We start from the raw sequence: 14,142 nt of genomic DNA, 5'->3' as shown, positions 1-14,142 counted from the left end.
CATGGCGCATTGGCTCTATAAATCCGAACCCGCTTCCTGGTCCTGGGAGCAGCAGAAGGCTGCCGGCGAAAAGGGCACGGAATGGACCGGCGTCCGCAACTATCTGGCGCGCAACAACATGCGGGCGATGCAGATCGGCGACAAAGGGTTTTTCTATCATTCCAATGACGGGCTGGAGATCGTCGGCATCGTCGAAGTCTGCGCCCTGTCGCATCCCGATTCCTCCGCCAAGGGCGATCCGAAGTGGGATTGCGTCGATATCCGCGCCGTCATGGACGTGCCGAAGCCGGTGACGCTGAAGGATGTCAAGGCGAGCGAGAAGCTCGCCAAGATGGCGCTCGTCACCTCGATGCGGCTTTCGGTGCAGCCGGTGACCGAGGAAGAATATCTCGAAGTCTGCCGGATGGGCGGATTGGACAATCCGCCGCGTTGAAGACCGATCCGCAAGCCTTCATCCGCGCCAATACCAGCCTGATGCCGCCGCCGCATGTGCCGGAGGTTTCGCTCTATCTGGCGAGCGAGGCGCATGAGCTCTGGCTGAAGACGGAGGAGGAACTGGAAGCAATCGGCCTGCCGCCGCCCTTTTGGGCTTTTGCCTGGGCAGGCGGGCAAGGACTGGCGCGCTACGTTCTCGATCATCCGGAAACGGTGCGCGGCAAGCGCGTGCTCGATTTCGCCAGCGGTTCCGGCCTTGTCGGCATTGCGGCGATGATCGCCGGTGCCCGGGAAGTCACCGCCGCCGATATCGATCCCTGGGCGGAAGCCGCAGTCCGGCTGAATGCCGAGGCCAACCGCGTTTCGCTCGGATTTACAGGCGCCGATCTGATCGGGCAGGCCGTCGACGCGGATATCGTGCTTGCCGGTGACGTCTTCTACGACCGCGCTTTCGCCGACGCGCTCGTTCCCTGGTTCGCCAAGCTGGCAGCCGACGGCAAGCCGGTGCTGGTCGGCGATCCCGGGCGCAGCTATCTGCCTCGGGATCGGCTGGAATTCTGCGCGGTTTATGAGGTGCCGGTAACGCGGGCGCTGGAGGACAGCGAAATCAAGAAGACGACAGTGTGGCGCTTCGCTTCCTAGATCGGATCGACATTCGGGACTCGATCATTCGCGATCACCGGACACTTCCCAAGCAAGGCAAGGCATGCTGTGGGATCGGCCGGAAGGCGACCGGCGTGAGCCCGCATTATATTGAATTCTAACATGTTACCCTCTTTGTCATTGTAATGACCAAGAGTATGTGCGGCGTCCCTCAGGGGTTCAATCGGTAAAGCAACGTCTTCGATCAGGAAGCGTTATGTTGCTATATCAGATCGTTATGCTGCGCCGCTTGTCACCGCAACTGTCCCAAATTAACCCATTAATTAGCATTCACTTGCATGCGCGGACTGCGATGCTACCGTCGCCCACATCGTGGGGGATCGCGTATGACAATTGAAGAGCTGATCGATCTGCAGGAAGCGGGCTCAAGGGCGCGGGTGCTCGGCCTGAAGGCTCACGAAAACCCATACCTCGCCGCCTATAGGATCCCTACTGGTGATACCAGCGCCCTCGGCGATTGGCTTGCGCGTCACGACGCGTGGAAGTTCGGTTGGGAAGCGGAGGACGCTAGCCGCGAAGATAGAATTGCTGCGCACTTCAAGGAGCTGATCTCGACTGCCAAACACCGTGCGCTCGATGCCTAACGTTATTGATGGTGGTTTGTTAGAGCGGTTCAGCTTTTAACGGAAGCGCAGAACCGCTCTATCCTTTTGTTTTTACGCATTCCGGACGGAAAACCGCTTCGCACTTTTCCTGGAATTGGTCTAGCGACAAGTTCGGTTTTCTTGCCCCGTCACGGCGAAGGATCGGCACCTCTTTCACCATCAGATTGCCAGCGTTCAGGCCTTTTCGAAGAGCGGCGAGATCACCATTTCCGGCACCAGCACCAGGCCCTTGTCGGTTATCCGGATTTCCGGGATGACCGATAGCGGGATAAGGTTGAAGCCCATATAGGCGATGGTGCAGCCTGCCTTTTCCCATTCGAGCTTCAGGGCCTTTACCTCGTCGGCGACCTGGTGCACGCGCTTGTCGGACAAAAGCCCGGCGATCGGCAGTGGCACCATGGCCGTCACCTTGCCGTCCATCACGACACAGACGCCACCCTGCTTTTCTTCGATCGCGTCGAGCGCCACCTGCATGTCCGCGGCATTGGTGCCGGCGACGATGATATTGTGGCTGTCGTGGCCGACCGAGGATGCGACCGCGCCTTGTCTGAGGCCGAAGCCGTTGAGCAGCCCGTGGGCGACATTGCCGGCAGACTTGCCGTGACGCTCCACCACCGTCACGAAGCAGAGATCGTGCTTGTCGAAATGCGCCTGCCAGTCATTGGCCGGTTCCAGCGTGACGGTGACATGGCCGAGGGTAATGCCAGGCAGCTCCGTCTTGATCGTATGAGCGACGACCGTCTCCGTCGGCAGGTCCGGTGTCAGCTTGAGATTTTTTGGCAGCTTGACGGTGTGGTAGGCGGCATCCGGATAGCGGTACGGTTTCGACAGGGCTTCGTCGAGGATCGGCGTGATCTTCTTGCTGTCGACGACGAGCTCGCCGCCATACCAGGTGCTGACCGGCGTGAGGTCGTCGCTGAGAAGCACCAGGTCGGCGCGGCGCCCGCCGCCCAGACCGCCGATTTCGCCTTCCATGCCGAACCGCGTCGCGCCGTGCAGCGAACCCATCGCCCAGGCCTGTTCCGGCCTCATGCCGTATTTCACGGCTTCGCGCGTTACCCAGTCCAGGCCGAAGGCGAGCAGATCTTCGGCATCCCGGTCGTCGGTGCAGACGGCGACGCGCTTGTGGGAGGCGCCGAGCTCAGTGATCGTCTTGATCGCCTGCGGCAGCGAATGCCAGGGTGTCGTCGGCGGGCCGCCGCGCAGGAAGATCCACACGCCGGCTTCCAGCAGGTCGTCGGCGATGTCGCGGTCGATAGCTTCATGCGTGTCGGTAACGCCGGATGCGGCGTAGGCGGCAACGAACTCTCGTCCGTAGACATGGCCCGACACCTGCCTGCCGCGCCCGAGTGCTGCAGCCAGGATCGCATGGCTGCGCTCGTCGCCCATCGCAACGGGGACAAAATCCATTTTCTCACCGAGAGCCACGGCTTCCGGCCACTTGTCGAACAGGGCGGCGATCTTGTCCGGCGTCAGGTCACCGCCGGCTGTTTCCAGATCCGGCGTCGTCGCCGGCACGGTGCTCGGCACGGTCAGGAAGATCGACAGCGGCGCCTGCCGTGCATCCTCGAGCATGGCCTCGACGCCGGCGACGTCCATGACATTGCCGATCTCGTGGCTGTCGCAGAAGATCGTCGTCGTGCCGTTGAGGAGCGCCGCTTCCGCATAGGCGCAGGCCGTCACATCGAGGATTCGATATGGATATGCGGATCGACCAGGCCCGGGGCGATGATGCCGCCCCTGGCGTCGTAGAACTTGGCGCTCCCGCCTCTGTAGCTGCCGGCCGGCTTCACGGCCGCAATGCGGCCCCCCGAAATCCAGACTTCGCGTCCGTCGAGAAAGCGCTCCGAATAGGTGGACAAGACGCGTGCGCCCTGGATGACCAGGTCAGGTTCGCGACGAGCGGAGGCGACATCCGCAAGACGGCGAGTCATGGTCGAGAGCGGCTGAACGGAGAAGCGGGTAAGCGTGCTCATGTAAACCTCATTTCCAAGGCTCGGGGGAGGACTGGCGAGATTGTAGGGAACGCCGTCGGGGGAAGGAAGCACGAATAGTTGTTGTCTCTGGCGCAGGGCGACAGGCGCGTTCCGATCATTCGCGATCGCCCGGACCAGAAGACGTCAGCCGGCGATCAAAGCGGCTTCATACACCATCGTCGCGGCGGCAAGATCAGCCAATGCGGTTCCGACGGCCTTGTAGAGAGTGATCTCATCGTTGGACGTCCGCTGGAACATTCCGGCGACACAGCTCGTCAAGTGTCGCATGCACCGCATCTGTAGAAATGACGCCGGCCCTGATCGGCTGAACCAGATCGCCTGCTTCGTGAAGGGCTTCGTGGGTGTCGATATAGACCGAGGAACGCCGAAGCGCATCGTCGCCGCTGCGCGGCGTACCAGCTTTTCAACCGGCATCGGCCGCCCTTTGGACACGTCGTTGCGATCGGAATGCGGAGCATTGAACACCGCTCAGCCAAATGCCGCTTTCTTCTCCAGAAATCTGGCGTATTGCGTCAGCGGATAGCACAGGGCGAAGAAGATCACTGCGACGAGACCGTAGACTTTGAAAGGTTCGAAGGTCGCGTTGTTGATGGCGTTCGCGGTTTTCAGCAGTTCGTCGAAGCCGAGGATCGAGGCCAGTGCGGTGCTCTTGATCAACTGGACCAAGAACCCGACCGTCGGCGCGCGGGTGATCCGGAAAGCCTGCGGCAGGATGATAAGGCGAAGTTCCTGGAGACGATGCAAGCCCAGGCTGGCTGCGGCGTCCCATTGCCCGCGCGGCACCGCCTCGACGCCGCTCCGCCAGATTTCGGCAAGATAAGCGCTGGCGTAGAACGTCAGGCCGCAAACGGCGGCGGTCCATGACTCGATCCGGAAGCCGAGCATCGGCAGGCCGAAGAACATCAAAAACAGCTGCATCAGGAGCGGCGTTCCCTGAAACAGGGCAATGTAGCCGGACGCGAAGCTGCGCGGCCAACGCGTTTTCGATATCCGCGCAGACAGGATCGCCAGGCCAACGATGGCGCCGCCGGCAAAAGCTGCGAGCGAAAGCAGCAGGGTCCAGCGTGTCGCGAAGACAAGATTGCGCAGAATGTCCCAGAAGGTGAACTCAATCATGCCAGACCGGCTCCCAGAAAACGGCGTTTTCCGGCGAAAAGAAGCCGGCGAAGTGCGGCGGACATCGAGAGGTAGATCAACGTCGCCACCAGATAGGTCTCGAAGGAGCGGAAGGTGCGCGACTGAAGCAGATCGGCCTCCTGCGCCAGCTCGCGGACAGATATTTGCGAAACCACCGCCGATTCCAGCATCATGATGATGATCTGGCTCGTCAGCGCCGGAAAAATGATGGCGATCGCCTGCGGCAGGATGATCTTGAAGAACACCAGCCGAGGCCTGAGGCCGAGCGCCTGCGCCGCCTCCTTCTGGCCTCTCGGTATGGCATCGAGCCCGGCCCCGACCACCTCGATCGTGTAGGCCGCCATGTTGAGGGTCATGGCAAGGACGGCGGCAGTGATCGGATCGAGGCGAATGCCGAGACTAGGCAAGCCAAAGAAGATGAAGAACAGTTGCACCAGGAATGGCGTGTTGCGCATGATTTCCACATAGAGGCCGACGACCTTGCGCAACCATGGATAGGGTCCCCGGCGCGCGGCTGCGCCGAGGACGCTGAGAACGATCCCGAGGACCGATGTGGAGACCGTCAGTGCAAGCGTCGTGCCTGCGCCATAAGCCAGAGCTCCCATTCCGTCCCAAAGCCAATTGAAATCGAGGCTGTATCTCATCGCTTGTCCTTTGGAGCCGGATGATCCGGGCCGGGTCGGCCCGAAATCCCGATCCGCCTCTCAACCAAAGAATTGAAGCATGATGCCACCGCAATCGCTTGCAGTTTTCGGCATCATGCTCTGGTGAGTGGGAGGCCGCCCTCGTCAGTCCTTCAGGTTTTCAGGATTGAGCGGCGCTTTCAGCCAGTTCTTCGAGCTCGCGTCGAGCGAACCATCGGCGATCATTGCGGCGACGCTGTCGTTGACAGCCTTCTTCAGGCCTTCCTCGCCCTTGCGGAGCGCGATGTGCGAGGGGGAGCTGAGGAGCTGGAACTTCTGCTCCGGCTTCAGCTCGTCCTGTCGTGCCAGAACCTGCGCACCGACATCGTTGCCGACGACCATCAACTGGGTCTGGCCGGATATGAAGGCCTGGATGACCGAATTATAGTTCTCGAAACGCTGGATCGCAGCCGAGCCGGGGGCGACGGCCGTCAGCGACGTGTCTTCGAGCGTCCCACGATTGACGGCAACGCTCTTGTCGGCGAGGTCTTCCTTGCCGCTCACTTTCAGCGCAGCCGGACCGATGACGGCGATATAGTAGGGGGCGTACGGGGCGGCAAAATCGATAACCTCGGCGCGCTCCTTCGAATAGCCGACGCTCATCAGCAGGTCGACGCGGTCGTCGTTCAGGTAGGCGATCCTGTTCTGGCCGGTAACGCTGACGAGATTGAGTTTCACGCCGAGCCCGTCGGCGATCTTCTGGGCGACGTCGACGTCATAGCCCTTGATGCTCATATCGGCGCTTGCCGAAGAGAAGGGCGGGAAATCGGAGAAGATGCCGATGTTGATCTCGCCTGCGGCTTTGATATCGGCAAGTTCGTCGGCCTGCGCGGCCCCTGCCAGGATGCCGAATACGGCAATTGCCGCGGTGGCGGTGTAGCGCAATTTCATAAGAGCAGTCATGTCGTTCCCCTTTTTGAGATGTGTTGTGCGACAGGTGATGGATGGCAGCGGGCGCGAGGCCCGCTGCCATCGTGGAGCTGGTTCTCAGGTCAGCTTTGTCCTGACCGCGGGACTGAACGTCGCGAGGCACAGGAGTTCGAACAGGACCTGGGCGGCGATCTGCGCGGTGTTGGTGGTGTTGTCGTATTGCGGCGCGATTTCCACGACGTCGCCGCCGACGAGGTTGATGCCCTTGAAGCCGCGCAGCAGGGTCAGGGCCTCTCTCGGCTGAAGCCCGCCGACTTCCGGCGTGCCGGTTCCCGGCGCGAAGGCCGGATCGAGGCTGTCCACGTCGAAACTGAGATAGGTCGGACCGGCGCCGACAACCTCCAGAGCCTTTGCGATCACGGCCTTGAGCCCCATCTCCGCCACCTCCTCCGCGTGAATGACGGTCATGCCGGAGGCAAAGGAGAACTCCCAGAGATATTCGCCGCCGCCGCGGATACCGATCTGGATCGTACGCTTCGGATCGAGCACGCCCGCCAGAACCGCCTCGCGGAAGGGCGCGCCGTGATGGAACTTCGAGCCCTCATAGGGGCCGGCGGTGTCGCAATGAGCGTCGATGTGGATCATGCCTACCGGCTGGCTGGCCGCCAGGCCCTTGAGGATGGCGCCGGAGATCGAATGGTCGCCGCCGACCGACAGCGGGATGACCCCGGTTGCCGCGATCATCCGGTAGCAGGCCTCGATGTCGGCATGGCACTCGGCCAGGCCGAACCGGCTGCGCATCGGCACGTCGCCGACATCGGCGACCGTTAGCCCTCCCATCGGCGCGACACGCAGAACATGTTCGTAGGGACCGATACGCTCGACCGCCCGGACGGCGCGCGGCCCCAGCCGTGCGCCGGCGCGATTGGTGACGCCGAGGTCCATCGGCACGCCGATCAGAGCCACGTCAAGCGCCTCAAGCACCTCGGACCGCAAGCCGTTCTCGATGAAACAGGCGTCCAGAAAGGTCGCAGGGTCGGCGAAGGGCCATTTGCGGCTGTCGCCGTCCTTGAATACGCTCGCCGCCACGGCGCGGAAGTGCGGATCTTCCATCTCCCCGCCTGCAGCGCTGCCGAAGCGCTTTCTCAAGTCTTCCAGAAAATCCCGGTCAATGGTCAAGGCAGGCTCCCACGGTATTGATGCTGCCATCATCATCAGTGCCGCACGCTTCTCTTGGAACCGCGAAAATTCGAGAGGGGATATAACGATTCTTGATAGCTTGGATCTGCCGAGGCTCCGCGATGCGGGTGGTGCGTCCATCGGTATGTTCAGAAAACTTTATAACCCGGCGAGAATTTTCAAGATTTGCGTGAGGCCGGAAAGCGTCGAGATATCGTCCGGCGCTCCGGGTGCAGGGGCTATGCCCGGACGGGTTGCCGACGTCGTGACACTCGGTGCCTTCAGGCATGTCGTTCTGGACCTCGCCAGTGGCGACCGGCTTGCCCGAACCGTCCAGACATAGCCTTCGCGCGCGGGCAGGAGATCAGCGTTTCCATTCCCCCGAGGCATGCGTCCTCTTCGCGCGATAAGCTGGCATTGACCGGGCGCAGCTTGCGCTGCGCCCGCGGGCTAAGGATCGCCGGTTGCCGGAAGGACATGGTTCGTCCAATATCCACTTACGGGCAGAGAGGCTCTCGGCTCTCGAGCGTCACAAAGTATGGAATGCGGCTTCTGATGCTTGATCTTGATTCCTATCTGCTTCGTGCATTTCTGACCGTCGCGGAGATCGGCACCGTCAATGGGGCAGCCGTCAAGCTGAACAGAACGCAGGCGGCTGTGAGCATGCAGATCCGCAAGCTGGAGGAGCTTGTCGGCGTTACGCTGTTTTCGCGTTCGTCAAAGGGCCTCGAGCTGACGAGCCATGGGCAGATCATGCTGGCTTATGCCCGTGAAATGGTCGCCCTCAGCGACGAGGTCGGGAAAAGACTGACAGGCAAGATGATCGAGGACCGCATTCGCCTCGGCGTCGTTGAGGACTTCGCAGCCGGCCACCTGATCGACATTCTTAGTGCCTTCAGAGCCCAGAACCCCAAAGTCGAGATCGACATCATCGTCGAGCCGAATCGCCGCCTCGCCAAACTGTTTGAAGACAGGAAGCTGGATCTCGTGGTTTGCGACATCACCTGCCTCTCGCGAAAACCGACCCTGATCTGGACCGAATATTTGATGTGGACGGTCAGATCCGACTTCGTGGTGGATACGGAAAAACCGCTTCCCATCATCATGTTCGAGGAGGAGTGTCCCTGGACGCTCCCGACGATCGCGGCGCTGTCCCAGCGGAACGTCAAATGGAAGACGGCGTGCGTCGCATCGACGCTGGTCGCCATGGCGACCGCGGTTCGCGTCGGTATCGGTATCGCGCCAATGATGCTCAACACGAAACCGGAGGGCTGCCGGACGCTTGACAGATCGGCAGATCTGCCCGGTCCGGTGCGCATCGAAATCGGTCTCTATGCTCAGTCCGAGACGGCCGAAGGCGCGCGCTACCTTGTGGACTTCATTTCGCGGCATACGGCCATATTGTCCAGCTAGAGCATGATGCCGAAAAGCGTGATCGGTTTTCGAACGACATCCTGTTCTAGGAGCGTTCAGCTTCCATTATATCGGGTCAATTTAATTCCCTCTACCGGAATGGCGAGCGAAGCCCCACAGTGATCCATGAAGGGTCGACGGCCCAATCTCAAGCATTCATGGAAGTCTGCGAATACGATGATCGGGCAAGCCAAAGTTGACGAAACTCTCCGCGCGGCTGCCACCTATCTGCCCGGCCAGGTCGCAAACCTCACGAGGGGAGCGAGCGTGACGGCGCAAACCAACGAAATACTGGAGCGCATCGATGACATGCTGCTGCGCGAAGGTACCGACAAGTCAGAGATCATTCTCGCCAACATCTGGCTCAGGGACCTTGCCTCATTCGAGGAAATGAACAGAGCCTGGGATGCTTGGATGCCGGAGAGCGGAACGCCACGGCGGGCGACGTTTGAGGACAAGAATCTCCCGCCGATGTGCGCCATCCGCATTGACGTAGCCGCGTCGCGAAAGAGTGGGGCCGGGCACATTTGAGCCGCCTGCGTTCGGCATCATGCTCTAAAGCGCGTCGCGATCTTTCAGATTCGCTCCTCGCGCTTTAGGTCTTTGATTTTACGCATGTCGTTGTCGCAAAACCGCTGCACACTTTTGCGCGACATGCTTAAGGCCGGATGACGCAGACATTGGCCTCGTAGGCGCAGGGATCGTCCTGCACTGCAATATCGATGACCTTTGCCTTCGGGGCCAGCGGCTCAAGCCGCGCGGGAGGATAGAAGCCATAGCGCTCGCCGCCGACATAGGTTCCGCCATCGGCCTGATAGACGTAAGACGTACCAGCATAGGTGTCGCCGCCGTCACTCTGCGCCTGGGGTACGACGACGATGATATTGTTGCGGGTGACGCGATTGGTCGCCGGCGAGGAAAACTGTTTCAGGAACGGCATCCGTTCCTTGCGGTTCCGATATCGATGGGCATTGTCGAAACGGATGCCGCGATTGCGCCAGTTCACACGTTCGCCGAGAAGCAGTCCGCCATGAAAAGCGTGGCGGTGGTCGGAAAAGCGACGATCATGACGGCGGTCGCCGGCTTCGGCGGGAAGTGCAGCAAGCACGGACAGGGCAAGCAGGGCGACTGCGGACAGACTGCGAAACATGGGTGGCCGGCCTCCGGAATTCCGATCCCTAACAAATCGTTAACGCCAGATTGCGCCAAAAGCCGGAGCTTGTCCATTCAGCTCGGACAACCGGCACAAAATTTGAGCGGAAAAGACCAGTTTGTTTAGCCTGCAAACTTCCCGGTAACGCGAATCGATTAAATTAAAAGCAGACAGCGATTGTGCTTGTCGTCGGCGTTCCCGGTGATTAAACGTCGCAATTGATGCAACGCACACAGAGAATTTTGTCATTCGTGTGGTTGACTGAGCATGCTCCGAAATCCGGGAGCGCAGAGAAGCCGCCGCGAGGTTCTGATGGCGAACGTGACAAATAACCGGCCCCTATCGCCGCATCTGCAAATCTACAAACCTATTCCTACCATGGTCATGTCCATCGTTCACCGCATTACCGGTAGCGCGCTTTACGTCGGCACGCTGCTCGTCGCCTGGTGGCTGATCGCGGCGGCAAGCGGCCAGGGCGCCTATGACTGGGCCAACTGGGTGCTCGGCAGCCTTCTCGGCAAGCTCGTGCTTCTTGGCTATACCTGGGCGCTGCTGCACCATATGCTCGGCGGCTTCCGCCACTTCATGTGGGATCTCGGCTATGGCTTCGGGAAAGAGTTCTCGACCAAGCTCGCCATCGCCAACATCATCGGGTCGCTCTGTCTGACCGTGCTGGTCTGGGTGATCGGCTTCCTCATTCGCTTCTGAAGGTCCTCTCATGGATATGCGCACCCCCCTCGGCAAGGTTCGCGGGCTCGGCTCCGCCAAGGACGGCACGGATCATTTCTGGCGCCAGCGGCTGACGGCCGTCGCCAATGTTCCGCTCATCCTCTTCTTCGTCATCTTCATGCTCGCCTATGCCGGCGCGCCCTATGCGGATGTGGTCCGCGCGCTGTCGAACCCCTTCGTCGCGGTCGTCATGGGCCTGATGGTGATTTCCGGCGTCATCCACATGAGGCTCGGCATGCAGGTCATCATCGAGGACTACGTGCATGGCGAATTCGGCAAGGTCGCTCTGCTGATGCTGAACACGTTCTTTGCGATCCTGATTGCCGGCCTCTGTCTCTTCGCCATTCTGAAAATCGCATTCGTAGGATAAGCTGACATGGCACCGACTTCACCCGCCCAGAACGGCAAAGCCTACAAGTATGTCGATCATTCCTACGACGTGATCGTCGTCGGCGCCGGCGGCGCCGGCCTGCGCGCCACGCTCGGCATGGCCGAGCAGGGTTTCCGCACGGCCTGCATCACCAAGGTTTTCCCGACCCGCTCGCATACGGTCGCGGCCCAGGGCGGCATCGCCGCCTCGCTGCGCAACATGACGCCGGACAGCTGGCAATGGCACCTCTACGATACCGTCAAGGGTTCCGACTGGCTCGGCGACGTCGACGCCATGCAGTATCTCACGATGGAAGCGCCGAAGGCGGTTTATGAGCTCGAGCATTACGGCGTGCCGTTCTCGCGCAACGAGGAAGGCAAGATCTATCAGCGCCCGTTCGGCGGCCACATGCAGAATTATGGCGAAGGCCCGCCGGTCCAGCGCACCTGCGCCGTTGCCGACCGTACCGGCCACGCTATCCTCCATACGCTCTACGGCCAATCGTTGCGCAACAATGCCGAATTCTTCATCGAATATTTCGCGCTCGACCTGATCATGTCGGAAGACGGCAGCCGCTGCATCGGCGTCGTTGCCTGGTGCCTCGATGACGGCACGATCCATCGCTTCGCCGCCAAGATGGTGGTGCTGGCAACCGGCGGCTACGGCCGCGCCTATTTCTCGGCAACGTCTGCCCATACCTGCACCGGCGACGGCGGCGGCATGGTGGCGCGTGCCGGCCTGCCGCTGCAGGACATGGAATTCGTCCAGTTTCACCCGACCGGCATCTACGGTTCGGGCTGTCTGATCACCGAAGGCGCGCGCGGCGAAGGCGGCTATCTCGTCAATTCCGAGGGCGAGCGCTTCATGGAGCGTTATGCCCCTTCGGCCAAGGACCTTGCCTCGCGCGACGTCGTTTCGCGCTGCATGACGCTGGAAATTCGCGAGGGCCGCGGTGTCGGCAAGGCGAAGGACCACATCTTCCTGCATCTCGATCATCTCGATCCGGCCGTTCTTCATGAACGCCTGCCGGGGATTTCCGAGAGCGCCAAGATCTTCGCCGGCGTCGACGTCACGCGCGAACCGATCCCGGTTCTGCCGACCGTTCACTACAATATGGGCGGCATTCCCACGAATTATTGGGGCGAAGTGCTGAATGCCGACGGTGCCAATCCGGAACGGATCATTCCCGGCCTGATGGCTGTGGGTGAAGCCGGCTGTGCTTCGGTGCACGGCGCCAACCGCCTCGGCTCGAACTCGCTGATCGACCTCGTGGTCTTCGGCCGCGCCGCTGCGATCCGCGCCGGCGAGGTAATCGACCGCGCCGCACCGATCCCGCATCTCAATGTGGCCGCCTGCGACACGATCATGGACCGCTTCGACGGTCTGCGTCACGCCAGCGGCGGCACGCCGACGGCGGAACTGCGCGAGAAGATGCAGCGCGCCATGCAGGAAGACGCCGCCGTCTTCCGCACGCAGGAATCGCTGGAATCCGGTTGCCGGCGCATTTCGGCAATCTGGGGCGAGATGAAGGACATCAAGGTCACCGACCGCTCGATGATCTGGAACTCGGATCTGGTCGAGACGCTGGAGTTGCAGAACCTGATGGCCAACGCCATCACGACGATCTACGGCGCCGAAGCCCGCAAGGAGAGCCGCGGTTCGCATGCCCGCGAGGATTATACCGAGGGTGCTTTCGCCGGCCGCGATGATGTCAACTGGCGCAAGCATACGCTCGCCTGGGTGAGCGAGGCAGGCGAGGTGAAACTCGACTACCGGCCTGTTCACACCGAGCTCATCGCGGAGGGCATCGATCCGCACAAGATCGAGCCGAAGGCCCGCGTGTACTGATCTCAAGAGGAACCTGATATGGTTGAACTCGCTCTCCCCAAGAATTCTCAGATGCGCGAAGGCAAGGTCTGGCCGAAGCCGGCGGGTGCCAAGAACACCCGCGAGTTCCGCGTCTATCGCTGGAGCCCGGATGACGGGCAGAACCCGTCCATCGACACCTTCTACATCGATGTCGACGATTGCGGACCGATGGTGCTCGACGGTCTGCTCTACATCAAGAACAAGATCGACCCGACGCTGACGCTGCGCCGTTCCTGTCGCGAGGGCATCTGCGGCTCCTGCGCGATGAATATCGACGGCACGAACACGCTCGCCTGCACCAAGGGCCTCGACGATATCAAGGGCGCGGTGAAGATCTATCCGCTGCCGCATCTGCCCGTCGTCAAGGATCTGGTTCCAGACCTCACCAACTTCTATGCCCAGCATCGTTCGATCGAGCCGTGGCTGAAGACGGTGTCGCCGGCGCCGGCCAAGGAATGGAAGCAGAGCCACGAGGACCGGCAGAAGCTGGACGGCCTCTATGAATGCATCCTCTGCGCCTGCTGCTCGACCTCCTGTCCGAGCTACTGGTGGAACGGCGACCGCTATCTCGGGCCGGCCGTTCTGCTGCAGGCCTATCGTTGGCTGATCGATTCCAGAGACGAGGCGACCGGTGAGCGCCTCGACAATCTCGAGGATCCATTCCGCCTCTATCGCTGCCACACGATCATGAACTGTGCGCAGACCTGCCCGAAGGGCCTCAACCCAGCCAAGGCGATCGCCGAAATCAAGAAGATGATGGTCGAGCGCCGGGTTTGATCAGCATGCATACCGATGGCGGTATAGACGGCTTCGATCCCGAAGCCGTCACCGAGATCAGGTCGCGGTACGCGAACAGCGAATGCGCATCGGTCCCGGTGCAATCATGCAGTGATGCACTATTCCGAGACATTGCGCGCGTTCGACAGGGATCCTGACAGAGATGAACACGCGCAACACCTTGCTGACAAATTCTATGTGCAGGAAGTTTTGCAGCGGGACAGTTGAACTGTATCGTTTTTCGGTTAGTTGTTGTCACGGG

Annotated in this window: 15 protein-coding genes and 2 pseudogenes; 10 read left to right on the top strand and 7 right to left on the bottom strand. The window is 61.1% G+C overall.

The window, feature by feature from the left end; genetic code table 11:
• Position 1: 1 nt before the first annotated feature.
• The 3 genes from RlegSU303_RS21385 to RlegSU303_RS21375 all read left to right on the top strand — a co-directional run bounded on the left by RlegSU303_RS21385 (position 2) and on the right by RlegSU303_RS21375 (position 1,682).
• Positions 2 to 433, top strand: coding sequence for an EVE domain-containing protein (locus RlegSU303_RS21385; protein WP_003543603.1), 432 nt, complete (start codon positions 2 to 4; stop codon positions 431 to 433).
• Complete coding sequence (locus RlegSU303_RS21380; RefSeq protein ID WP_131719978.1) at positions 430 to 1,077, top strand: class I SAM-dependent methyltransferase; 648 nt, start codon at positions 430 to 432, stop codon at positions 1,075 to 1,077. Before RlegSU303_RS21385 ends, RlegSU303_RS21380 begins: the two co-directional genes overlap by 4 nt.
• Positions 1,078 to 1,424: 347 nt before the next feature.
• A complete protein-coding gene (locus tag RlegSU303_RS21375; protein WP_131719979.1) occupies positions 1,425 to 1,682 on the top strand; it encodes a CrpP-related protein in 258 nt (85 codons plus the stop codon).
• Positions 1,683 to 1,877: 195 nt separating this feature from the next.
• Here the strand turns inward: RlegSU303_RS21375 and RlegSU303_RS21370 are convergent.
• From RlegSU303_RS21370 to speB, 6 genes and pseudogenes are all read right to left on the bottom strand, one after another.
• A pseudogene (locus RlegSU303_RS21370) lies at positions 1,878 to 3,679 on the bottom strand (adenine deaminase).
• Positions 3,680 to 3,823: 144 nt separating this feature from the next.
• Positions 3,824 to 3,976, bottom strand: a complete 153-nt coding sequence (locus RlegSU303_RS34395) for a hypothetical protein (RefSeq protein ID WP_331275227.1) — start codon at positions 3,974 to 3,976, stop codon at positions 3,824 to 3,826.
• Positions 3,977 to 4,168: 192 nt separating this feature from the next.
• Positions 4,169 to 4,816, bottom strand: coding sequence for an amino acid ABC transporter permease (locus RlegSU303_RS21360; RefSeq protein WP_017962398.1), 648 nt, complete (start codon positions 4,814 to 4,816; stop codon positions 4,169 to 4,171).
• Positions 4,813 to 5,481 (bottom strand): amino acid ABC transporter permease, encoded by a 669-nt coding sequence (locus tag RlegSU303_RS21355; RefSeq protein ID WP_017962397.1) that lies wholly within the window; start codon positions 5,479 to 5,481, stop codon positions 4,813 to 4,815. The genes RlegSU303_RS21360 and RlegSU303_RS21355 overlap by 4 nt, the downstream gene beginning before the upstream one ends.
• Positions 5,482 to 5,625: 144 nt before the next feature.
• Complete coding sequence (locus tag RlegSU303_RS21350; RefSeq protein ID WP_094087218.1) at positions 5,626 to 6,423, bottom strand: transporter substrate-binding domain-containing protein; 798 nt, start codon at positions 6,421 to 6,423, stop codon at positions 5,626 to 5,628.
• A gap of 84 nt (positions 6,424 to 6,507) precedes the next feature.
• On the bottom strand, positions 6,508 to 7,569 hold the full coding sequence (speB, locus tag RlegSU303_RS21345; RefSeq protein ID WP_179039174.1) for an agmatinase: 1,062 nt from the start codon (positions 7,567 to 7,569) through the stop codon (positions 6,508 to 6,510).
• A gap of 181 nt (positions 7,570 to 7,750) precedes the next feature.
• Here speB and RlegSU303_RS21340 point away from each other — a divergent pair.
• From RlegSU303_RS21340 to RlegSU303_RS21330, 3 genes and pseudogenes are all read left to right on the top strand, one after another.
• Positions 7,751 to 7,979: pseudogene (locus tag RlegSU303_RS21340) on the top strand (TOBE domain-containing protein); the annotation flags it as partial.
• Positions 7,980 to 8,112: 133 nt separating this feature from the next.
• On the top strand, positions 8,113 to 8,982 hold the full coding sequence (locus RlegSU303_RS21335; protein ID WP_205928082.1) for a LysR family transcriptional regulator: 870 nt from the start codon (positions 8,113 to 8,115) through the stop codon (positions 8,980 to 8,982).
• Positions 8,983 to 9,159: 177 nt separating this feature from the next.
• Positions 9,160 to 9,513: a RidA family protein gene (locus tag RlegSU303_RS21330; RefSeq protein WP_131719981.1), complete on the top strand. Its 354-nt coding sequence runs from the start codon at positions 9,160 to 9,162 to the stop codon at positions 9,511 to 9,513.
• A gap of 127 nt (positions 9,514 to 9,640) precedes the next feature.
• On the opposite strand, the gene RlegSU303_RS21325 is transcribed toward RlegSU303_RS21330, so the two are convergent.
• Entirely contained in the window at positions 9,641 to 10,132 is a 492-nt protein-coding gene (locus RlegSU303_RS21325; RefSeq protein WP_131628297.1) for a hypothetical protein, read from the bottom strand.
• Between the two features lie 315 nt (positions 10,133 to 10,447).
• On the opposite strand from RlegSU303_RS21325, the gene sdhC reads away from it, so the two are divergent.
• From sdhC to RlegSU303_RS21305, 4 genes are read left to right on the top strand one after another with little or no spacing between them, the layout of a single operon-like run.
• A complete protein-coding gene (gene sdhC / locus RlegSU303_RS21320; protein WP_131628298.1) occupies positions 10,448 to 10,843 on the top strand; it encodes a succinate dehydrogenase, cytochrome b556 subunit in 396 nt (131 codons plus the stop codon).
• Positions 10,844 to 10,853: 10 nt separating this feature from the next.
• On the top strand, positions 10,854 to 11,234 hold the full coding sequence (gene sdhD, locus RlegSU303_RS21315; protein ID WP_017962390.1) for a succinate dehydrogenase, hydrophobic membrane anchor protein: 381 nt from the start codon (positions 10,854 to 10,856) through the stop codon (positions 11,232 to 11,234).
• 6 nt (positions 11,235 to 11,240) lie between these two features.
• The gene (gene sdhA, locus RlegSU303_RS21310; RefSeq protein ID WP_131719982.1) at positions 11,241 to 13,082 is read left to right on the top strand and encodes a succinate dehydrogenase flavoprotein subunit; all 1,842 of its coding nucleotides are present in this window, start codon (positions 11,241 to 11,243) and stop codon (positions 13,080 to 13,082) included.
• Between the two features lie 18 nt (positions 13,083 to 13,100).
• Entirely contained in the window at positions 13,101 to 13,880 is a 780-nt protein-coding gene (locus RlegSU303_RS21305) for a succinate dehydrogenase iron-sulfur subunit (RefSeq protein WP_003567268.1), read from the top strand.
• Positions 13,881 to 14,142: the final 262 nt, after the last annotated feature.

This window comes from Rhizobium sp. SU303 (genome assembly GCF_021052345.1).
Classification (GTDB): domain Bacteria; phylum Pseudomonadota; class Alphaproteobacteria; order Rhizobiales; family Rhizobiaceae; genus Rhizobium; species Rhizobium laguerreae.
Note: the sequence above shows the minus strand (reverse complement) of the source record. Positions and strands in the feature narration are given on the sequence as shown.